This window comes from Arthrobacter sp. RCC_34, assembly GCF_041360795.1.
GTDB lineage: Bacteria > Actinomycetota > Actinomycetes > Actinomycetales > Micrococcaceae > Arthrobacter_E.
The window spans coordinates 1032008-1051744 of sequence record NZ_JBFUPW010000001.1; the positions used below are offsets into that span (position 1 = coordinate 1032008).

General features: G+C 67.5%; 26 protein-coding genes. 7 read left to right on the plus strand and 19 right to left on the minus strand.

The annotated features are described in order from the left end of the window. Positions 1-3: 3 nt before the first annotated feature. The 14 genes from AB6732_RS04835 to AB6732_RS04900 form a co-directional block, all read right to left on the minus strand. Positions 4-357 carry a hypothetical protein gene (locus AB6732_RS04835; RefSeq protein WP_370958766.1) on the minus strand — a complete coding sequence of 118 codons (354 nt, stop codon included), beginning with the start codon at positions 355-357 and terminating at the stop codon, positions 4-6. A gap of 1 nt (position 358) precedes the next feature. Beyond that, positions 359-688, minus strand: a complete 330-nt coding sequence (locus AB6732_RS04840) for a hypothetical protein (protein ID WP_370958768.1) — start codon at positions 686-688, stop codon at positions 359-361. A 2-nt stretch (positions 689-690) separates the two neighbouring features. Further along, positions 691-2286: an HK97 family phage prohead protease gene (locus AB6732_RS04845; protein WP_370958770.1), complete on the minus strand. Its 1596-nt coding sequence runs from the start codon at positions 2284-2286 to the stop codon at positions 691-693. Further along, the gene (locus AB6732_RS04850; protein WP_370958772.1) at positions 2283-3410 is read right to left on the minus strand and encodes a phage portal protein; all 1128 of its coding nucleotides are present in this window, start codon (positions 3408-3410) and stop codon (positions 2283-2285) included. Before AB6732_RS04850 ends, AB6732_RS04845 begins: the two co-directional genes overlap by 4 nt. Positions 3411-3457: 47 nt before the next feature. Continuing rightward, complete coding sequence (locus tag AB6732_RS04855; RefSeq protein WP_370958774.1) at positions 3458-3667, minus strand: hypothetical protein; 210 nt, start codon at positions 3665-3667, stop codon at positions 3458-3460. Between the two features lies 1 nt (position 3668). After that, on the minus strand, positions 3669-5045 hold the full coding sequence (locus AB6732_RS04860) for a hypothetical protein (RefSeq protein WP_370958776.1): 1377 nt from the start codon (positions 5043-5045) through the stop codon (positions 3669-3671). A 58-nt stretch (positions 5046-5103) separates the two neighbouring features. Next, positions 5104-5415 carry a hypothetical protein gene (locus tag AB6732_RS04865; protein ID WP_370958778.1) on the minus strand — a complete coding sequence of 104 codons (312 nt, stop codon included), beginning with the start codon at positions 5413-5415 and terminating at the stop codon, positions 5104-5106. Positions 5416-5490: 75 nt separating this feature from the next. Further along, the gene (locus tag AB6732_RS04870) at positions 5491-5718 is read right to left on the minus strand and encodes an HNH endonuclease (RefSeq protein WP_370958780.1); all 228 of its coding nucleotides are present in this window, start codon (positions 5716-5718) and stop codon (positions 5491-5493) included. 35 nt (positions 5719-5753) lie between these two features. Beyond that, the gene (locus tag AB6732_RS04875; RefSeq protein ID WP_370958782.1) at positions 5754-5903 is read right to left on the minus strand and encodes a hypothetical protein; all 150 of its coding nucleotides are present in this window, start codon (positions 5901-5903) and stop codon (positions 5754-5756) included. Between the two features lie 176 nt (positions 5904-6079). Next, on the minus strand, positions 6080-6256 hold the full coding sequence (locus AB6732_RS04880; RefSeq protein ID WP_370958784.1) for a hypothetical protein: 177 nt from the start codon (positions 6254-6256) through the stop codon (positions 6080-6082). Further along, a complete protein-coding gene (locus AB6732_RS04885; RefSeq protein WP_370958786.1) occupies positions 6253-6471 on the minus strand; it encodes a hypothetical protein in 219 nt (72 codons plus the stop codon). Before AB6732_RS04885 ends, AB6732_RS04880 begins: the two co-directional genes overlap by 4 nt. Continuing rightward, positions 6468-6659, minus strand: a complete 192-nt coding sequence (locus AB6732_RS04890; protein ID WP_370958788.1) for a hypothetical protein — start codon at positions 6657-6659, stop codon at positions 6468-6470. The genes AB6732_RS04885 and AB6732_RS04890 overlap by 4 nt, the downstream gene beginning before the upstream one ends. After that, positions 6635-7279, minus strand: a complete 645-nt coding sequence (locus AB6732_RS04895; RefSeq protein WP_370959596.1) for a helix-turn-helix domain-containing protein — start codon at positions 7277-7279, stop codon at positions 6635-6637. The genes AB6732_RS04890 and AB6732_RS04895 overlap by 25 nt, the downstream gene beginning before the upstream one ends. 714 nt (positions 7280-7993) lie before the next feature. Next, the gene (locus AB6732_RS04900) at positions 7994-8179 is read right to left on the minus strand and encodes a hypothetical protein (RefSeq protein ID WP_370958790.1); all 186 of its coding nucleotides are present in this window, start codon (positions 8177-8179) and stop codon (positions 7994-7996) included. Between the two features lie 93 nt (positions 8180-8272). On the opposite strand from AB6732_RS04900, the gene AB6732_RS04905 reads away from it, so the two are divergent. From AB6732_RS04905 to ettA, 4 genes are all read left to right on the plus strand, one after another. Beyond that, a complete protein-coding gene (locus tag AB6732_RS04905) occupies positions 8273-8530 on the plus strand; it encodes a helix-turn-helix domain-containing protein (protein WP_370958792.1) in 258 nt (85 codons plus the stop codon). A gap of 185 nt (positions 8531-8715) precedes the next feature. Beyond that, entirely contained in the window at positions 8716-9303 is a 588-nt protein-coding gene (locus AB6732_RS04910) for a single-stranded DNA-binding protein (protein WP_370958794.1), read from the plus strand. Between the two features lie 82 nt (positions 9304-9385). After that, positions 9386-9928, plus strand: a complete 543-nt coding sequence (locus AB6732_RS04915; protein ID WP_370958796.1) for a hypothetical protein — start codon at positions 9386-9388, stop codon at positions 9926-9928. Positions 9929-10054: 126 nt separating this feature from the next. Next, positions 10055-11737 (plus strand): energy-dependent translational throttle protein EttA, encoded by a 1683-nt coding sequence (gene ettA / locus AB6732_RS04920; protein ID WP_307497217.1) that lies wholly within the window; start codon positions 10055-10057, stop codon positions 11735-11737. Positions 11738-11885: 148 nt separating this feature from the next. Here the strand turns inward: ettA and AB6732_RS04925 are convergent, their stop codons facing one another. After that, positions 11886-12812: an acyl-CoA thioesterase gene (locus AB6732_RS04925; RefSeq protein ID WP_370958799.1), complete on the minus strand. Its 927-nt coding sequence runs from the start codon at positions 12810-12812 to the stop codon at positions 11886-11888. Positions 12813-12957: 145 nt separating this feature from the next. Here AB6732_RS04925 and AB6732_RS04930 point away from each other — a divergent pair, with 145 nt between their 5' ends. After that, a complete protein-coding gene (locus AB6732_RS04930; protein WP_370958800.1) occupies positions 12958-13440 on the plus strand; it encodes an acyl-CoA thioesterase in 483 nt (160 codons plus the stop codon). A gap of 104 nt (positions 13441-13544) precedes the next feature. Next, a complete protein-coding gene (locus AB6732_RS04935; protein ID WP_370958802.1) occupies positions 13545-14255 on the plus strand; it encodes a hypothetical protein in 711 nt (236 codons plus the stop codon). 48 nt (positions 14256-14303) lie between these two features. On the opposite strand, the gene AB6732_RS04940 is transcribed toward AB6732_RS04935, so the two are convergent. Both AB6732_RS04940 and AB6732_RS04945 read right to left on the minus strand, forming a co-directional pair. Next, positions 14304-14741, minus strand: coding sequence for a globin (locus AB6732_RS04940; RefSeq protein WP_370958804.1), 438 nt, complete (start codon positions 14739-14741; stop codon positions 14304-14306). Between the two features lie 4 nt (positions 14742-14745). Further along, the gene (locus tag AB6732_RS04945; protein WP_066211865.1) at positions 14746-15345 is read right to left on the minus strand and encodes a mechanosensitive ion channel family protein; all 600 of its coding nucleotides are present in this window, start codon (positions 15343-15345) and stop codon (positions 14746-14748) included. Positions 15346-15473: 128 nt separating this feature from the next. Here AB6732_RS04945 and AB6732_RS04950 point away from each other — a divergent pair, with 128 nt between their 5' ends. Beyond that, positions 15474-16457 (plus strand): NAD-dependent epimerase/dehydratase family protein, encoded by a 984-nt coding sequence (locus tag AB6732_RS04950; protein ID WP_370958806.1) that lies wholly within the window; start codon positions 15474-15476, stop codon positions 16455-16457. Between the two features lie 77 nt (positions 16458-16534). On the opposite strand, the gene AB6732_RS04955 is transcribed toward AB6732_RS04950, so the two are convergent. Then, on the minus strand, positions 16535-17005 hold the full coding sequence (locus AB6732_RS04955; RefSeq protein WP_370958808.1) for an OsmC family protein: 471 nt from the start codon (positions 17003-17005) through the stop codon (positions 16535-16537). 168 nt (positions 17006-17173) lie between these two features. Then, a complete protein-coding gene (gene pepN / locus AB6732_RS04960) occupies positions 17174-19726 on the minus strand; it encodes an aminopeptidase N (RefSeq protein WP_370958810.1) in 2553 nt (850 codons plus the stop codon). Between the last annotated feature and the right edge of the window lie 11 nt (positions 19727-19737).

Below are 19737 nucleotides of genomic sequence, written 5' to 3' on the forward strand. Positions count from 1 at the left end.
TCCTTAGTCGGGGGTGACTTCGTAGCTGAGACTGATCTGTAGGCCCGGCATGGGGTCGGCGCCGTGGTTGGGGAGCTGCACGTTGACCGGGGCGGCGTCCTCGAACACCAGGACTTCGGCGGCGCGGCGCAGCAGGTCCGCGAGGTTGACGAGCGCCTCGCCGGCGCCCGTGTCGGGGGCGATCAGGAACAGGTCGACCTCGACTTGCCCGGTCTCACGGTCGAGGCGGTCAAGGTGGATCGGGCCGGGGGTCACCCATGCTCCCGGTAGTTCGAGGTTCCGGGAGTCGGTGGCCGAGGTGATGCCGGCGTCGGCCAGCTGTTCCTGCACGTGGGCGAGCACTGCGGGGAAGTCCATGTCAGCCGATCCTTGCCGGGCCGTAGCCGTCGATCCGCAGCAGCCGTGAGATGTCCGAGTCGTACCGGGCTACGAACGACGTGCCGGCCTCCGTGACCGCCTCGACGCCGTTCGGGCTGTTCCGCCGGCGCCAGAGGCGCGCGGCGAGCATCGTGGCACCGAGGATCGTGTCAGGGTGCCAATCTCCCGTCTCAGGGTCCGTGCGGATGGACGGCAGGGACGACACGAACGAGTTGGTGGCCGCGACGACTTGAGCGGCGGTCTGGTCGCCGGCCATGCCGGCGACTTTCAGCCACGTGCCCAGGTCGTCAACGGTGACTTGCTTAGCCATCGTTAGCCGGCCGGCGGTGCCGGGGTCGTGTCCGCGACGAGGATGGCGCGCGGGTCGTGGACGATGGCGCCGGCGTAGCCGAACACGCCGAGGTCCACGCCGCCGCGCGGCAGGTCGAGCGCCTGCACGCGGATCGGGTCGGACGAGTCCTCGTAGTAGGTCGCGGCGCGCTTGTCGGCCATGAGCACCTGCCCGTCGTCAAGGCCGACGTTGCAGATGAACGACATGCCGCCGGCGTTGCCCTTGAGACCGTCGATTTCGATGTTGCCCTGCTTCTGCAGCCACCACGGAACGTCGGCGGTCTTGAGGTTGATGAAGTCCTCCCAGACCTTCGTGCCGAACTGCATGACGTTGATGGATGCGCCGATCTTCGCGGCGGCGATGGCGCCGGCGTTCAGGGCGGACAGGACGGACGTGGCGCCGGCGAGCGGGGTGCCGGCCTCGATGATCTGCTGCCCGAACCAAAGTTCGGTCTGCTGTCGGTAGTCCACGGCCGCGCCACGGAACACGGATTCGATGAAGCCGGAGGCGCCGAGGTCGATGTACTTACGCGCCACGTCCCAGCCGGCGGCGAAGTCCTGAGCGTCACCCTCGACGGGGATGGTCTTGAGGCTGTTGGACGGCACGGGCTGCTTGTTGCCGGCGTACTTGCCCACCTTCGGGGAGTTCTCAAGGTCCCACTTCCAGCCGTAGACCTTCGTGCCGGTGAGCTTGCCACGGCCAAAGCTGTCGATGATGGGCCGGTCGTCTTTCATCGCCTGCCAGAGCTCGCCGATGAACTGACGGCGAAGGTAGCCTTCGCCGGCGTCGTCGGCGGGCACGATGTCGTTCAGGGCTGCCGTGATCTGCAGGGCAGAGTGGCCGGCCTGGGCCAGCTCGATCACCTTCTGCGCGGCGGCGGCGAGGGTCATGCCGCCACGGCCGGCGTTGGCCGGGACGATGGGGGCGGCCTGCCGCTCGAACACCTCAAGGCCGGACGCGGCCGGCGCCGGCGGCGTGACCGGGGGAGTCTGAGGGGCCGGCGGGGGAGTCTGAGCGGCGGCGGTGGCCGTGGTGTCGGGTGCGGGCTTGGCCGGCGGGGCGGTAGTGGTCGTGGGCATGGTGGTGTCCTTTCCATGGGAGGCGGCAACGTCGGAGACGAGGGCGTTCTCGAATGCGGGGATGGTGACCTGGGAGACTTCGTGCAGGCGGGCGGCCTTGACGATGAGGTTGTCGTTGTCGTCCCAGGCGTATTCGGTGATTTGGACGCCCACGGACAGGCCGTCGCGGCGACCGTCCTGAGCTTCGGTGAGGGCGCGGTCGCCGTCCTCGCCGGGCGGGATCGTGAACGAGGCGTGCAGGAACTCGCCGGCATCGGTCAGTGACGACATGACCCCGAGGGGCTTGTCGTCGTCGTGCTGGTGCAGGAACTTGACCTTGCTGATGGGTTCCGGGACGGTCAGGCTGCCGGCCTCGAAGATCGTGGGGCCGGCGCTGGAATATCCCACGACGCCGTACTGCAGGATGGCGCCGGAGATCGTGCGGGACTTGGCCGAGGCGGTCAGGCCGGCGCGGTGGCCGGCCAGGGTCACGACGGCCGGCGGGGTGCGGGTGCTCATGCTTCCTCCAAGGGTCGGCCGGCCTCAAGGGCACGGCACTGTTCAGCGGTGTAGATGCCGGCGTCGATAGCGGCCTTGTAGCCGTTCATCCGTTCGGTGAAGTCGCCGCGCAGCAGGCCGGAGGTGTCGAAGCCGGCCCAGACGCCGGCGGGCAGGATGTCGTCCATGCTGAACCGCGCCTCGATGGCTGCCATGTAGGAGGCGTACGTGTTTTCGATCAGCTCACGGGTGCGTGACTGGACGTTGGAGTACGTCAGGCTTGAGCCGGCGACGGTCACGTCCGCAGCCCACGCGGGGAAGCCGAGGGAGCGGCAGATGTTCAGGGCGGCGACGTTGCGGCCGTCGATGAGAAGCTGCTCCACGGGCTGCCCGAGGGCGCGGGCCTCGATGCTGGCATTCGTGTAGCCGATGGCGCCGTGGACGCCCCTGCGCTTGGTTCCCCATCGCTCGATCAGTGCGTCGATTTCTTCGTCGCTCATGTCGGCGCCGCCGGTCTGGTGGAGGTCGATGGACGGGACCGGGTTATCGGCCGCGCGGGCTGCAGCGCGGTCGATAGCGAGGGCTTCACGGATGCGCGGGCCGGCGAAGGTCAGCAGCCCCTCATGGGGACCGTCGACGCGAACCACGTCTTTCGGATCGACCTTGACGCCGTACGCCTTGACGAGCTGCCCGTCGATCACTTCGGCTTCCCACTCGGGAACGAACCGGAGGCGAGCCGGCCGGCCGTCCTCCTGGTAGCGCTGCGTGACGGTGAACCATGCCCGGCCGAAGAACATGAGAGCGTCAGCGGTCCATGTCATGGTGATGAACCGGGGCCGGCCGACTTCCGGCTGCGTGACGATGAGCGGCTGCTTGTCCATCGGCTTGTTGCCACGGTAGGCAACGAGGGGCATCTTCCCGAGGTGGCCGGCCATGAGGTGCCGGCACTTCGCGACGGCGCTGATGGCCATCGCGGTCTGCCGAGTGACGGGCTGATATTCGAGGTCGTAGAGTTCGGCGAGCACGAGGCTCTTGAACTGGTCGCGGGGAGACTCCCACCCAACGATCCCGTCATAGCTCGCTTCGAGACGCTGCGCGATGGCGAGAGCGTCACCGGAACGGCGGAGGCGGCTGAAAAGTCCCATATAGGAACCTTCCAACCGCCCCGTAACGCTCGAAAATTACGCCGGTGTCATTCTGCCCCGTCGGGGCGCTTTCGTGCCCTCAGCGAGGTCATGCGGGCCGCTGCGGATGGGTTGCCGGCGGCGCCGGCGTGCATGTCGCGGCAGTGGTCGGCGCCGGCGCGGTGGCCGGCCTCCCGTGTGGCGCGCACGGTCCGCCATCCGCACTCGGTGCAGAGCGCTACCACGCTGTGTCGGGTGAAGTCGATCTTGATTGCCATGTCAGAACCGCACTTTCGGCTTGGAGAGGGTGGGCGGGGCTTGCTCGTGACCGCGCAGCGCTACGACGCCGGCGATCAGGTCAGGGATGGGTACGCGGGAGTCGCGGCGGCTCAACACCCAGCCCTCACCCATCGGGCGGGACACGGCGCCTTCCATCTGCCGGGCGAACTCGGGGCCGGCGTCGTGGTCGAAGCCGCCTTCGCTCACGTGCGCCTTGAACGCGGCGCAGCCCGTGGCGAAGTCCTTGGAGCTGAGCGTCTGCACGTCGATCCCTTTGGCGCCGGCGCGGCGGCTGGGCATCGTGCGGAGCTGGTCAGTGACGATCCGGGTAGGGCCGGCGTCGTCGGCGTAGATGGCGCGCGGCCGGTGCTCGAAGTCGAGCTTGGCCACCTCAGGCGCCACCCACTCGGCACCGGGGCCGGCCTTGATCAGCTTCAACGCCGGCCGGCCGCTGGCGGGGTTCGTGTAGACACCCCAGACGGCGGCGCTGCTGCGGTCGTAGGCCACCTCGTAGGCGACGGTGACCTGATGCCACGGCGCCGGGTCAAGCACGTGCCGGCGCTTCTCCCAGGCGTCCATGTCGAAGATGGGTTCGACGCTGCCGGTCCAGACGTTCATGTAGGCGCGCATCCACTCGCCGCGCGTCTGAGACTCCGCGTCGGATGCGAGGTCTTCGGCCGTGATCGTGTGGCCTAGCGCGGGGTGGAACGCCCACGACGCGGGGTCGTACGGGTCCAGTCCCTCAGGCATGGACCACTCGAAGTACGCGACGCCGGCGCCGGGGTCGTCCACGGCGAGCCGGCCGGCGTCGACCCACGATTTCAGGAACTCGCTGCCGGCGTGGCCGGCGGTGGAGACAAGCCACAGCTGCTTGTCCTTCAAGGTGAGCTGCGCCGGCTTGATGGCGCCCATGAGGTCGGCGCCCTGCGCGGCGTCCCACGCGAAGATTTCATCGAGCATCACGTCGTGCGGGGTGTACCCGTGCAGGCTCTTTGCAGTCGGCGCGAACGGCGAAATGCGGGAGCCGGTGGGGAACGTCAGAGCTTGCGAGCCTGCCGCGATCCGCTTCTCCACGAACCGGGCAAGCGGGCCTTGCTCGATGTCCTTCACGAGGTCAGCCCAGCGCGCCACGGCGTCTTTCCCGGTCTGCGCGGTGTAGAACGCCACGCGGTTACGGTTCGCGATGGCGCGCTGCGCGAGCACGGTCCGCATGAGCGTCGTCTTGCCGGACTGCCGGGGCACGGTCACGCACACGATGGGGTACCGGTACCGGCGCGGGTCGTCAATGCGCCGCTCGCCCGCGACTTGTGCCACGAGCTTCTGCCAGGGCATCAGGTCACGGCCGAGCATCCGGGAAGCCGCGGTGATCTGACCCATGTCGCTAGGTGCGTCCGGGTTCGGCTTCGTGGCGTAGGCCGGCGCTCCCGGCTCAAGGTCAGGCAGCGGCAAAGCCGGCCTCCCGCATGATGGCCGCGAAGTCGCTGCCGTCCTTCACGGGCAGCCGGTCGAAAGCCTCGATCAGCGGCTTAGTCGCCAGCGCGGCGCCGGAGGCCCGGCCCTTCGCTGCGCTCGACGCGATGGCGCGGGCGAGGTCCATCACGAGATTCGCCCAGACCCAGGATTCCGAGGTCATGAGGTCCGCGTCGTTCAGCTCCCGGATGTGCTGGTCAAGCGCCCGCTCAAGCCGGGACGCTTCGGGCTGGATCGGCCCGAGTCCGGGCAGCGCCGGCGTCATTTCGTCCGCCATTTTGGGCCTCCTTTCGGGGTTTTTGTTTTTTGTCGGGGGGAAAAGGAAACGGGGCGCGGGGCTTCCGGCGGTCCGTCAGCTGAAAAAGCCGGTGTAGTCCTCCACGGCTCGCTGCTCGCTGCTGATTCGCGCGCCCTTGCTGCTGTTGCAGCTGACGTGAGCCGGCCTCAGGTTCTCCAACGAGTCACTGCCACCACGAGCACGCGGCAACACATGGTCAACGCTCAGCGAGCGTTTCGACATGATGTATCCGCCGCACAGATGGCACTTGAGGCCGTAGGTATCGATCACCAACTGCGTCAAGCGGGCGACCTTCCGCCCGCCCCATCGCCTAGCCATCAGCAGGGCACCTCGCCCCACGGGTAGCAGACGCACTCGCTCACGAGCTGGTGGCATTCGTTGCACATGCGGTCACACACGCAATCGGCCACGTCCTCGTTGCAGCCGGCGCACGCCGTGAACCGGGGCAGCTTCGGCCACTGCGCCATGACCTGATCCACAGACCGCTGCAGCCGGGCGCCGGCGGCACGAGCCACAGCATCCCCATCAATAGCCATCAATGTCTGAGTGCGTGCCCACCTTGGCGAGAGGCCCGCGTACTCGTTCAGCATGGCAACCGGGATATCCCCGATGTCATCGCCGGCCAGGGTGTAGACGCCCTCGCTCACCACAGCCTCCCGTTCGTGTCGGCGGTGTGGGCGGCGTCCCCGTCGATGGTCCATCTGCCGTACTCGAACTCCGGGTGATCCCGGTCAAGCGAGACAGCGCACCTGTGCAGTATCCAGGCGTGCAGGGTGCTTATGTCGTGGCCCTGGGTCGTCACGGCGCGTTCCGCGATCACTTGGTCACGTCCCAGACGCGCACTTCGATCTGTCGGGCGCCGATTCGGTGCTCGACGGTGATCCGTTCCGCATCGATCCGAATTGCACGCACCTTGTACGGGTCAAGGCCGAGCGTCCGGGCGATGAATCCGAGGTCATCTCTCGTAACCGTGGTGGTCTTAGTCAGATCGATGACGAACGGTGGCTTCGTAGGTAGTTCCTGCTTGGTGGTCATGGCTTGTTCCTCCTGATGGGTATGTGTTTGGTGTTCTGGAAGCGTTCGACGGTGAGTAGCTGCTTGTAGACCACGGCTCGATCCCAGGGCTTGCCGTTGAGGCGTTCGAGGTCTGCGAGTTCGCGGGCGAGGCCGGACCACAGCACGCGGAGTTCGAACGGGTCTAGGCGCTTGGATGGTCGCTGCATATGAAGTCCTGTTCTCCTGGGTAGGCCCGCTTGCGGCAGTTGCCGCAGTGCCGGCAGCTGATCATCGGGGTAGCGAGTCCGTCACTCGAACAGTGCGTGCAGTAGAGGCCGCGTCCCTTCCAGGGTTTTCCACAGGCCCAGCAGACTTGCTTGGCTGCTGGTGAGGTACCCGGCTTAGGTGACCCCTGATTGATTCCCTGGTGGTTCACTTTGGGTTCGGAGGTCGCTGGCATCCGGGGTCCCCGGTTGTTGGCATCCGGGGACCCCGGTCGCTCACGTCCTCCCCGGTCGTTGGCATCCGGGGGTGTGGGCGAGTTGTCCACACGGTGCTGCGACGAGCGATCACACCCCGGAGGGCACTGCAGCAGGATTCGATACAGGTTCGGCCGCAGATGGTCCGCCGTGCGGTGAGTACCACCCGACATAACAGACCGCTGCACCTCGCCCAGCTCCACCAATCGCTGTACGGCGACGCGGGCGTTTCGGACGGTCACGTTCGCATACTTCGCGAGGGTCGCCATTGAGGGCCACGCCCCGCCGTCGCCGTCATGGTTGGCGATGCCCAGTAGGACGAGTTTGTCTGTCCCCTTTGCCTGTGAGTGGTGGAGCACGATTGTCATGGCTTCAACGCTCACTGTCGGCCTTCCAAAGGTGCCAGACAGCGACCGAGACGATTACCGCGATTGCCAGGGCTTCCACTACTGACCTCCTAGGATCATTGGCATGGAAAGTGTGAATTGGAGTGCCATAGTTGCCACGGTCTTTGGGCTCATTGGCTGGTGTTGGGCCTTGTTCCAGCGATGGGAGAACCGCAGCAAGTCGGGCCTTGTGCTCAGCCGGACGTTGGAGAATGGCCTGTACAAGGTCCGTGTCAAGCACTTCGGCCCCGACCCCTCGATGCACGTCAAGGCGTGGGCGCAGCACGGTGTTGTCCAGTCCGGATATCGGAGCCGCGATGGATTTGAACGCGACAGGCTAGCGGACGGTGAATCTGACGGCTTCCGCGTGTATATGGACGACAAGGGGCGCGCGGTCATTCTGATTCGCTCTCAGAGGACCGTGGGCGCGCGGGCGGTCTGGCCCAGGAGGTGGGACGTGGTGCAGTCCAAGTACATCCGGCGTCTACAGCCGCCCAAGCGCGTTCGTCTTCGTGGTCCAGTAGCTCAACCCGACGTTCTAGGTCGTGAATCCGCCATTCCGCCTCCCGGCCGGCGCGGGTAAGCCCGTGCACGAAGGCGAGCAGTACGGCCGCGATGGCAAGGCCGGACACTACGGCGACTATCACCAATAGGGCCTGCGCTGCGAGCACGGCGTTCAAGCACGCGATGATCAGATCAAGCACGAATGGCCTCCTCGATAGCGGCCACGTCTGCCGGATCGAACAGGTACTGCCCTGTGATTCCAGGGGATTTGAACGCGACAGGAATGTCGCCTTTCTTAGCGCGGAGCTGCACAACTCGAAGAGTCAGATGCAAGCGGTCTGCAACCTGACGTGCGGTGAGAAGCTGAGGGTTAGGCATAAAGCTAACCCTAGGCGCGATTACGCAATTGTCAAACTCTATGGGTAGGGCTATCCATTGCGTAGTTGCGAAGCGTTCGGCTAAGTTGGAGCTATGAGTACACAGCCAGAGTTCGTCATTCCGCTTTGGACCTTGGCCGACCGTCTCCGGAAGGCGCGCGAGCATGCCGGCCTAGATCAGGTGACCTTGGCGAAGGAGATTGATATTTCACGGGCCACCGTGAGCAACTATGAGCGCGGCCTAGTCGAGCCTCGGAAGATTGCCGTGCGGGCATGGGCTCTGCGCACGGGAGTTCCGTTTTCCTGGCTCATGTATGGGACAGATGGTCCGAATCCTGATCCATTGGATTAGAAGGCCGCTGCTCTATCCACTGAGCTACAGGGGCCGGCCGGGGTAACCCGGCGGCCCATCGAGTCTACCCCGAAGTTGTGGAGGGCCTGTTGCGTGAGGTGTCCACATAGGGCGGACAGGCGGCTCTGGACGGTTGCCGTTGCCACAGGCTGGAGTCATCGATTCAGCACGAGAAAGGAACGACCATGGCAGACATCATCACGGTGCGGGGCTTCGTGGCCGGGGACGTCCGGCCCGGGACCACCAACGGCGGCGTCAACACGGCGAACTTCCGCCTGGGCTCCACGGACCGGCATTACGACAGAGCCACGCAGCAGTGGGTGGACGGGGACACCAACTGGTTCACGGTCCAGGCCTATCGCCAGTTGGCGGGGAACATCGCGGGCAGCGTCAAGAAGGGGCAGCGGGTGGTGGTCATGGGCCGCCTCAAACTCCGGCAATGGGAACGGGATGGAAGGGTCTACAACGTCGCCCAGATCGACGCGGAGAGCATCGGTCATGACCTCAGCTGGGGAACGGCGAACTATCAGCGGAGCGTCGCGCAGCAGCCTGCGAACCGTGAGCCCGATGCCGGGACGCAGGCGGCGCGCGACGACCTGCTGCTGGCCGAAGGTCAGCGCGTCGATCCCGTGACGGGGGAGGTCCTGGACGATCAGCCGGGTGATGCTGCACGCGGCGACGACGGCGAGGGGCACGGCGAGGGGCAGAAGGGCGGCCCGCTCGGTGTGGTGCGTGACGATGAGGAGACCGGCCGCTATCCCGAGGCGGCCTGAGCACCCTGGCAAAGGGGGCATCGGGGACGGCGGAGGCGCGATCCCGGCATCTTGACGGGGCGGCATGGCACAATAACGCCTGATGAAGCCCTCCGCCCCCGCCCCGCAGTCCTCCTTCCGCGAGCCCGTACTCCACCGTGCGCGGTCAGGGTCCGACGTGCAGCGTGGCGGTCGTTCGCGCCGCCTCCTGTCGGCCGGCGCCGTGAGCCTGGGCCTTGTCCTGAGCGCGTGCAGCTCTCCGGCCCCGGCGCCAGTGGAACCGGGATCCCCGGCGACGACGGCGGGCGCGGGCTCCGCGGCCACGCCGAACCCTGCCGAACAGGCGCGGCAGAAGGTGGAGGCTTCGGTGGAGAAGAGTCTCAAGGGGGTCTCCAAGCCGTCCACCGACGTGGTCCGCAAGGCCATGCAGGCGGCGGTGGGTCCGGGCGTGACGGTGGAGGTCAGCAGCTCGGTCACCCCGACCGGGCTGGAGGCCGATGCCGTGGTCGCCGCAGCGGTGGTGGTCCCCAAGAATTGCGTGTTCGTCTACCTCCGGGAGGGGACCGTCAGCAGCAAAACGCTGCCGACGCTGAGCAACGGCAAGTGCTTCATCGGCGACCAGGGCGGCCCCCGGACCGGGTCCTGAGCTCTGCCGAAGGCGCCTTTCGTGCGGTGATGCGCGGGGCAAGGGCCACCCGGAACGCGGTGCCGGTGCGGGGCGGTCCGGAGAACGAATAGGACTTCGGTGCGCCCACGCACTAGATTTAAGGTCATGGCGGAATTCATTTACACGATGACCAAGGCTCGCAAGGCCGTTGGTGACAAGGTCATTCTCGATGACGTCAGCATGTCGTTCTTCCCCGGTGCCAAAATCGGTGTCGTGGGCCCGAACGGTGCTGGTAAGTCGACCATCCTCAAGATCATGGCCGGGCTGGACACCCCCTCCAATGGTGAGGCCCGGCTGAGCCCCGGTTACACCGTGGGCATCCTTCTCCAGGAGCCTCCTCTGAACGAGGAGAAGACCGTCCTGGGCAACGTCCAGGAAGGTGTCGCTGAGATCTACTCCAAGGTCCAGCGTTTCAACGAGATCTCCGAAGAGATGGCCAATCCCGATGCGGATTACGATGCCCTCCTCGAAGAGATGGGCAAGCTGCAGGAGGCCATCGACGCCGCCAACGCCTGGGACCTCGACTCCCAGCTGGAGCAGGCCATGGACGCGCTGCGCTGCCCGCCGGGTGACGCCGACGTGACGGTCCTCTCCGGTGGTGAGCGCCGCCGTGTCGCGCTCTGCAAGCTGCTGCTGCAGAAGCCCGACCTCCTCCTGCTCGATGAGCCCACCAACCACCTGGACGCCGAGAGCGTGCTGTGGCTGGAACAGCACCTCAGCAACTACGAAGGCGCCGTCCTGGCAGTCACCCACGACCGCTACTTCCTGGACCACGTCGCCCAGTGGATCTGTGAAGTCGACCGTGGCCGCCTCTACCCCTACGAGGGCAACTACTCCACGTACCTGGAGAAGAAGCGCGCCCGTCTGGAAGTCCAGGGCAAGAAGGACGCCAAGATGGCCAAGCGCCTGGCCGAGGAACTGGACTGGGTCCGTTCCAACGCCAAGGGCCGCCAGACCAAGTCCAAGGCCCGTCTGGCCCGCTACGAGGAGATGGCAGCGGAAGCCGAGCGCACCCGCAAGCTCGACTTCGAAGAGATCCAGATCCCGCCGGGACCGCGCCTGGGCAACCTCGTCATCGAGGCCGAGAACCTGCGCAAGGGCTTCGACGACCGTGTCCTGATCGACGGCCTGACCTTCTCCCTGCCCCGTAACGGCATCGTCGGCGTCATCGGCCCCAACGGCGTGGGTAAGTCGACGCTCTTCAAGACCATCGTCGGGATGGAGCCCCTGGACGGCGGCGAGCTCAAGATCGGCGACACGGTCAAGATCTCCTACGTCGACCAGAGCCGTGGCGGCATCGATCCGGAGAAGACCCTCTTCGAGGTCGTCTCCGACGGCCTGGACTTCATCCAGGTGGGTCAGGTCGAAATGCCGTCCCGCGCCTATGTGGCCGCGTTCGGCTTCAAGGGACCGGACCAGCAGAAGAAGGCCGGGGTGCTCTCCGGTGGTGAGCGCAACCGCCTGAACCTGGCGCTCACCCTCAAGCAGGGCGGCAACGTCCTGCTCCTCGATGAGCCCACCAACGACCTCGACGTCGAAACTCTCAGCAGCCTTGAGAACGCGCTGCTCGAATTCCCGGGCTGCGCCGTGGTCGTCAGCCACGACCGCTGGTTCCTGGACCGAGTGGCCACGCACATCCTGGCCTACGAAGGCACCGAGGAGGATCCGGCCAACTGGTACTGGTTCGAGGGCAACTTCGAGTCCTACGAGGCCAACAAGGTCGACCGCCTGGGGGCCGAAGCGGCCCGTCCTCATCGCGTGACGCACCGCCGCCTGACCCGCGACTGATCGCGACAGGCCGGACAGGTCAGCTGACCAGGCCACAGCGCAGCAAACAAGGCCACAGCGCAACGGCGAGGGCCGACGACCGCGGGAGACCGCCGTCGTCGGCCCTCGCCGTTTGCGTCTTAAGACGGGGCGGAGCCGGTCTCGCGCTTCACAGCTCGGGGACGCGGACCATGCCTTCCTGTGCCACGGACGCGACGAGGACACCGTTCCGGTCGTAGATCCGGCCCTGCGCGAGCCCTCGGGAGTTCTGGGCGCTGGGGGAGTCCTGCACGTAGAGAAGCCATTCGTCGGCGCGGACCGGACGGTGCCACCACATGGCGTGGTCCAGGCTGGCGACGCTCATCCCGGGATTGCTCCAGGCCAGCGAATGCCTGCGCAGGATCGACTCCAGCAGCGTGTAGTCGCTCGCATAGGCGAGGGCGGCGCGGTGCAGTGCGGGATCGTCGGGCAGGGTGTCGAAGGTCTTCATCCACACGGCGTTCCGCGCGCCGGCCTGTGGATCGGCGCTCAGGTAGAGCGGAGCGTCGATATGCCGGATGTCGAACGCCCGCTCGAAGGCCCAGTACCGGGCCACCGGGTGGTCGATCCCGGCGAGCAGCTCGGCGGTGGACGGGAGGGACTCCGGATCCGGCATGCCCTCGGGCATCGGCTGGAAGTGGTCGACGCCCTCGTCCTCCGTCTGGAAGGACGCGATCATCGAGAGGATCGGCACGCCGCCCTGGTAGGCATGCACGCGGCGCGCAGAGAAGGAGCGGCCGTCCCGCAGGCGTTGAACCCCGAACGTGATGGGCTCCTGCGAATCACCGGCACGGAGGAAGTATCCGTGCATCGAGTGGACGGCGCGCTCCGGATCGACCGTGCGTCCGGCCGCCATGAGGGACTGCGCCAGGACCTGGCCGCCGAACACGCGGCTGCGGGGCTGCTCGTGCACCGGCCCGACGAAGATGTCCTCGTCCGTCCTGATGCCGTTGAAGTCATCCAGTTCCAGCAGCTTCAGCAGCTCCTGAGTGGCCCTCCGCCCGGTCTCCTGGGGGTCCGGAACGGCAGGGGTCGGACGATCATGCTCGGCAGTCATGGAGCTGACTTTACTCAGTGCCGTCCGGCAGGCTCAACCGAGAGCCCGGTGACAGTTCGGCGGTCACCGACTGGGCGCCGTCCACGGCCGCCGCCGGCGCCCCGCGAAGACCTGACCGGCCTGCTGATCTGGAAGAATCTCCCTCATGACAGAACGACCCGGCCTGAGTTTCCCCGTCCAGATCCGCTTCGGCGACATCGACAGCTACGGCCACGTGAACAACGTGGTCTACCTCAGCTACCTCGAGGATGCGCGCGTGCAGCTGATCCACCGGGCGCTGGGCGAGGACGCGGGAGCGGGCGCGGCGGAGGAGGACTCCTTCGACGATCTGGTGGGCGTGGAGAACTTCACCCTGGTGGCACGTCACGAGATCGAATACGTCAAGCCGCTGCTCTTCCGCACCGATCCGGTGCACGTCAACATCTGGGTGACGGGCATCGGCGGCTCCAGTTTCGACTTCGGGTACGAGGTGGCGGAACCGGACGGCTCGGCCGTGTACGCGCTTGCGGCGTCGTCCATGGTCCTGGTCAACCGCGAAAGCGGCGTGCCCGTCCGACTCAGCCCCGCTCAGCGGCACGCGCTCGAACAGTGGAACGGCGAGGCGGTGCCGTTCCGCCGTCGTCGCTGATCGGCAGTCCGGAGAGATTCGCAGCGGTGACGGCAGGACCCGGCCATTGAGGCGTATGACACAGCGCGACCTTCGGCAGCGCGGGCGCGAGTAAAGTCGATGGGGTGCAAGCACCCACCCTCTTCCGTCCGGAACAGCTCGATTTCAGCGACGCCCGGGACCTCGCAGACCTGAAGAACTTCGTGACGCGCGCCAAATCGATCCAGGATTCGGGCATTCGGTTGCAAGCCGCGGGTCCGGTCCTCCTGGCGTCGGTCTGCGTGCTGCGTCCCGCGCTGCTGGGCGAGTCGACGCCGACCGTCCTGGGTCTCCGCACGGTCGCCCTGGCCGCCCCCGCGGAGCTCGACGTCACCGTTCCGCTCGCTGCGATCCTTGACCGGGTGGCGCGACAGCCGGAGGCGTCCCACTTGGAGATCCCGCCGACCACGGTCCGTGAGTCGTGGGCCGGCGTCGGGGTGCCCCGCGGGCCGTGGGAGCCGGTCGCCACCGTGTCCGGCGCCGCCCTGAAGGACGCGGCCGAGGAAGGCATCCGCCGCGTGGCGGGGATCCTGCCGGACAGCCCGGGTGCGCTGATCGTCAACAACGCCCGGGCGAGCGTCTGGGGCGAGCCGTTCACGGCGCCGTGGACCGTGCAACAGGGCGAAGCGCCGGAGTCAGCCGCCGAACTGCCGCGTGGCGCGGCCTTCGCGGCCCATGCGCTCGGCTTCCTCACTGACGACGCCGACGCCACTCTCTTCCGCCACGGCACCTGGTGGCGGCTGAGCACGCCTGCCGGCCACGTGCTGGTGCGCCGCCCCGCCAGCCTGCTCGGCTGATCCTCCCCAGGGCCCAAACCACGGGCCCCTGGAAGGAACTCTCGAGGACTAGCCCGGCGTGTTGACCATCGAGTGGGCGGCGCGTTCCATGTAGTCCCAGAGCGTCGCCTCGTGCAGAGGCGCCAGCTCGAGGGCGTCCACGGCTGCGCGCATGTGCAGGAGCCAGCGGTCACGGGCCTCCGCCGTCACGGTGAAGGGGAAGTGCCGCATCCGCAGGCGCGGGTGGCCGCGCTCCTGGCTGTAGGTGTTCGGCCCGCCCCAGTACTGCTCGAAGAACATCGTGAGCCGGTGCTTCGCGGGGCCGAGGTCCTCCTCGGGGTACATCGGCCGGAGCAGCTCGTCCTGGGCCACGCCCTCGTAGAACACGTCGACCAGCTTCACGAACGTCTCGTGACCACCGATCAGCTCGTAGAAGCTATCCGTGTAGGTGGGCTGCGAGAACGGGTCGTTGCGCATGAGCTGCGGACGCTCCTCGGGGTTGACCATGCGCTTACTGTCCTTCTTCCGTGCCGGAGGGGGTCTCTGCGGGGACATAGTTGCCCTGCGAGCGGTTCCCCACCCTCATGATCTCACCGTTGCGCAGGTACCAGATGGTGCCGTCGTCGCCCTCGACCTTGGTGATCCGCAGACCCACGGCCTTCACGACGCCTTCGACCTCACTGGTCACGATCCGGTCCCCGATGCCGTACTGGTCCTCGAGGCTGATGAAGATGCCGGCCAGGTAGTCCCGGATGAGCTGCTGCGAGCCGAAACCGATCGCGATGCCCACCACGCCGACGCTCGCCAGAAGCGGCGCGATGTCCACGCCGAACGCCTTGAGGACGTAGAACACCACGATCACGGAGATCACCACCGTGGTCACGCTCGTCAGCAGGGAACCGATCGTCTTGGCCCGCTGCTCACGGCGCTGGCTCTCCAGGGCCTGCAGCGCGGGAGCTACCCAGCGGAAGCGCTCCTTCTTCAGGAACGTGATCCCCTGGGCGATCCGCTTGGTGACCTTGCGGATCAAGAAGGTCGCCAGCGCCCAGATCAGCACTCCGACCGCGATCACGATCGCCACTTCGAGGAAATCGACGGACGCTCCTGTCATCACGATCGCCGCCTGCTCACTGCTGCCTGTCTTGAATGCCACTCGGGTCCTTTCCTCGCCGTACTGGTCGGTCTCTGCCGTGGGCTGAAGCCATGGCCTTCACCACCCTAGCGCCGTAGCCTGAACGCATGCGCATAGCGATCCTCGGTGGCACCGCATTCCTCTCGTCCGAACTGGCCCGCCAGGCCGTCGCCGCGGGCCACGAGGTCCACCTCGTCGCCCGAGGGGAGAGCGGGGCGGCCCCGGACGGCGCCCACTGGCACCGGGCCGACCGGGAGGCGGGAGTCGCCGCCCTGGACGGGCTCACGGGGGACTTCGACGCCGTCGTGGACGTGACGCGCCAGCCGCACCATGCGGCCTGGGCGCTGGAGGCTCTGGCGGATCGGGCGGCGCACTGGACGCTCGTGTCGAGCTGCTCCGTCTACGCCGCGCATGATGTGCCGGAGGCCGACGAGACCGCGGACCTGCTCGAACCGCTGCCGGCAGGCGCGCCGATGGCCTCCATGGAGGAGTACGGCCCGGCGAAGGTCCGCTGCGAGCTGGAGGTGCTGGGCGCCCTCCCGGAGCGGGCCCACATCAGCAGGCCGGGGCTGCTGGTGGGCCCGGGTGACCCGAGCGACCGCTTCGGCTACTGGCCCGCCCGTCTCGCGCGAGGAGGCCGCGTGCTGCTGCCTCGCGGGGAGCGCTCGAGCGTGCAGTACCTGGATGTCCGGGATTACGCGGCGTTCCTGCTGACCGCCGCGGAACGGCGCCTGGCGGGAACCTTCAATGCGGCCGGCGCCTCCCGGCCCTGGGTGGATGAGGTGGCCGAGTGGCTGCGCGTCTCAGGGTTCGACGGTGAGCCGATCGTCGCCGAGGACGCCTGGCTGGACGAGCAGGGCGTCGCTCCGTGGGCCGGTCCCGGGTCGCTTCCCGTCTGGCTCCCGGCCGGCTATGAAGGCTTCATGACCCGCACCGCTGTCGGAGCTGTCGCCTCGGGGCTGCGTCAGGGTCCTCTCGACGAGACCTGGGCCGACACTCTCGAGTGGGAGCGGCGTCAGGGCTTCGACCGGGAGCGGAAGGCAGGACTCAGCGCGGCGCGGGAGACTGAATTGCTGGGACTGCTGCGGTAGGCCCTGCTGAGGTAGGCGCGGCCCGTCCTTTGCCGGGAGGCGCGTCCCGCCGGAGCGCCGAAGGAGCAGGCGGACCGTCAGGCCCGCGCGCTCGGTTCGTGGTGCACCGGGAAGTTCACGCTGTTGGCGATGAAGCACAGGCGATTGGCCTCGCGGTGCAGCTCGTCCGCGAGCTCGCGGTGCGCGGGATCCGCCACGGTGACCTCAGGGTGCAGGGTGACCTCCTCGAACTGGCCGCTGCCGTCGCGGTTCAGCCGCATGGTCCCCGTGGCGTGATCGCGGTACGCCGTGACGGTCACCCCGTGCTGGACCGCCACATGGAGGTACGACAGCATGTGGCACTGCGCCAGCGCGGTGAGCAGGAGCTGCTCGGGGTTGTACCGCTCGGCGTTGCCGTGGAAGGTGGGGTCCGCCGAGCCGGGGAGCGGGGGCAGCCCGGGCAGCTGGACGGTGTGATCCCGCGAGTAGGCGCGGTAGGAACTCGTCCCCGTGCCGAGGTTCCCGGTCCAGTCCACGGTGACGTCGTAATGATGCAGGTCGATGGCCATGTGCTCAGCCTAGTGCCGTGCTGGGCACGTGGTGCTTGCCCAGGCCGTCCGGGCTGTCCGGGGCAGGACGGCGGGGACGACGACGGCGGGCGGCCCACTCGTGTGAGTGGCCCGCCCGCCGTCGTCGGGACTGCTGTGGCGGCGCAGCCGCTCAGGTCACCGCCGGGATCAGACGTCCGCGGCCTGCGCCCGGAGTGCGCGCTCCACGGCGTCCCGGTTCTCCAGAAGGGTGCGTCGCAGCGCGGCGCTGTCCTCGTCCAGGGTCTCCAGGAACGCGTTGGTGCGGTCCACCGTCTGCTGGGTCGTCTGGTAGGACGGGTACAGGCCGACGAGGATCTGCTGCGCGAGGGCCAGCGTGCGGCTCTTCACGATCCCGGGGACGGCCTCGAAGAACTTCTCCGCGTACGGCGCCAGGAGGGCCGCGTCATGCACGCGGGTGAAGCCCGACACCGCGGAACCCTGGATCGCGTTGGACAGCTTGCCGTCCACCACGATCTCCTGCCATGCCGCGGCCTTGGCCTCGGGAGTGGCGATGGCGGCCTTGGCCAGCGCTGCGGAGTTCTGGCCGTTCGCGGTGTTGTCGCGCTCCAGCTCGGCGTCGATCTCCGCCTGCGCGGCCCGTCCGCCGACCACGAGCGAGGTCAGCAGCTCCCAGCGGAGGTCCTGCTCCACGGCTAGGCCGGGGACTTCCCGGGTGCCGTCGAGGATCTCGGCCACGCAGTCCAGCTGGGCCTGGCTGCGGGCGTGCAGCGCGAAGGCCTTGATGAACTGGAGCTGGCTGTCGCTGCCCGGCGCCGCGTTCTCGGCGAGCTCCAGGAGGGCGTCCGCCGCCTCGATGATGGCCTGCTCCCGGTGCTCCGGGGCCACGTAGAAGTTCAGCGTGGTGGCCAGCTGGCGGAGCTGGATGAGCACCACGGACGAGTCCGTCTCGGCGCCGATGTTGTTCAGGAGCAGCTGAAGATACTGACGGGCCGGCACCTCGGCGTCGCGGGCGGCATCCCAGGCGGAGGCCCACACGAGGGTGCGGGGGAGGGACTCGGCGAACGCGGAGAGGTGCTCCTGCGCATAGCTCCAGGACGCCGGGTCGAGCCGGACCTTGGTGTAGGCGAGGTCGTCGTCGTTGATGAGGATGAGGCCGTTGTGCGGCGTGCCCACCAGCCCCGGAACCTCGGTGCGCTCGCCGTCGACATCGAGCTCCAGACGGCGGGTGCGCACCAGGCGGCCTTCGGCGTCCAGCGAGTACAGGCCGATGGCCAGGCGGTGCGGACGGAGGGTCGGGTGGTCCTCGGGCGCGGTCTGCACGAGCGTGAAGGACGTGATGACGCCGGCCGCGTCGAGCTCGAGCTCGGGCTTGATGGTGTTCACGCCGGCGGTCTCCAGCCAGAGCTTGCCCCAGTCGCCCAGATCGCGCCCGCTGGCGGCTTCCAGCTCGACCAGCAGGTCGTTCAGCACCGTGTTCTTCCAGGCGTGCTTGGCGAAGTAGGCGCGCACGCCCGCCATGAACTCCTCCTGGCCCACCCAGGCCACGAGCTGACGGAGCACCGAGGCGCCCTTGGCGTAGGTGATGCCGTCGAAGTTGACCTCGACGTCCGCGAGGTCGTTGATCGCGGCGAAGATCGGGTGCGTGCTGGGCAGCTGGTCCTGGCGGTAGGCCCACGACTTCTCCACCGAGGCGAACGTGGTCCAGGCATTGGTGAACGCGGTGTTCTCCACGGCCGCCAGGTGGGACATGTACTCGGCGAAGGACTCGTTGAGCCAGAGGTCGTTCCACCAGCGCATGGTGACGAGGTCGCCGAACCACATGTGGGCGAGTTCGTGCAGCACGGTGATCGCGCGGCGCTCCACCTGGGCCTGGGGGACCTGTCCGCGGAAGACGTAGCCCTCCAGGATGGTCACGGCTCCGGCGTTCTCCATGGCGCCCGCGTTGAACTCGGGGACGAAGAGCTGATCGTACTTCTCGAAGGGGTACGGGATGCCGAACTGCTGCTCGAAGAACTCGAAGCCCTGCCGGGTCAGCTCGAAGATGTTGTCCGCGTCGAGGTACTGCATGAGGGACTTGCGGGCGAAGACGCCGAGCGGGATGGTGCGTCCCTCGGAGTTGACGAGTTCGCTGCGCACCGACTGGTACGGGCCGGCGATCAGGGCGGTGACGTACGAGGACAGCCGCGGGGTGGGGGTGAAGCTCCACAGCGAGCGGGCGCCGCCGTCCTCGCCTGCGGGCTGCGGCACGGGAACCGGGGTGGGGGAGTTGGAGACCAGGTCCCAGTGCGCGGGGGCCGTGACGTTGAACGTGAAGGTCGCCTTGAGGTCGGGCTGCTCGAAGACCGCGAACATGCGGCGCGAATCCGGGACCTCGAACTGCGTGTAGAGGTACACCTCTCCGTCGACAGGATCCACGAAGCGGTGCAGGCCCTCTCCGGTATTCATGTAAGGGTTCTCGGCGACCACGGTGAGGACGTTCTCGGCGGCCAGGCCGTCGAGCTGGATCCGCACGCCGTCGGAGACCTGGGCGGGATCGAGATCCGCGCCGTTGAGGATCACCTGGGAGACCGAGTCGGTCACCGCGTCGATGAAGGTGGAGGCGTCGTCCTTGGCCGTGAAGCGCACCGTGGTGGTGCTGCCGAAGACCCGATCGCCCCTGGTGAGGTCCAGGTCCACCGTGTAGGAGTCAACAGAAAGGAGCGCTGAGCGCTCCTCGGCTTCCGCTCGGGTGAGATTCATTCCTGGCAAGT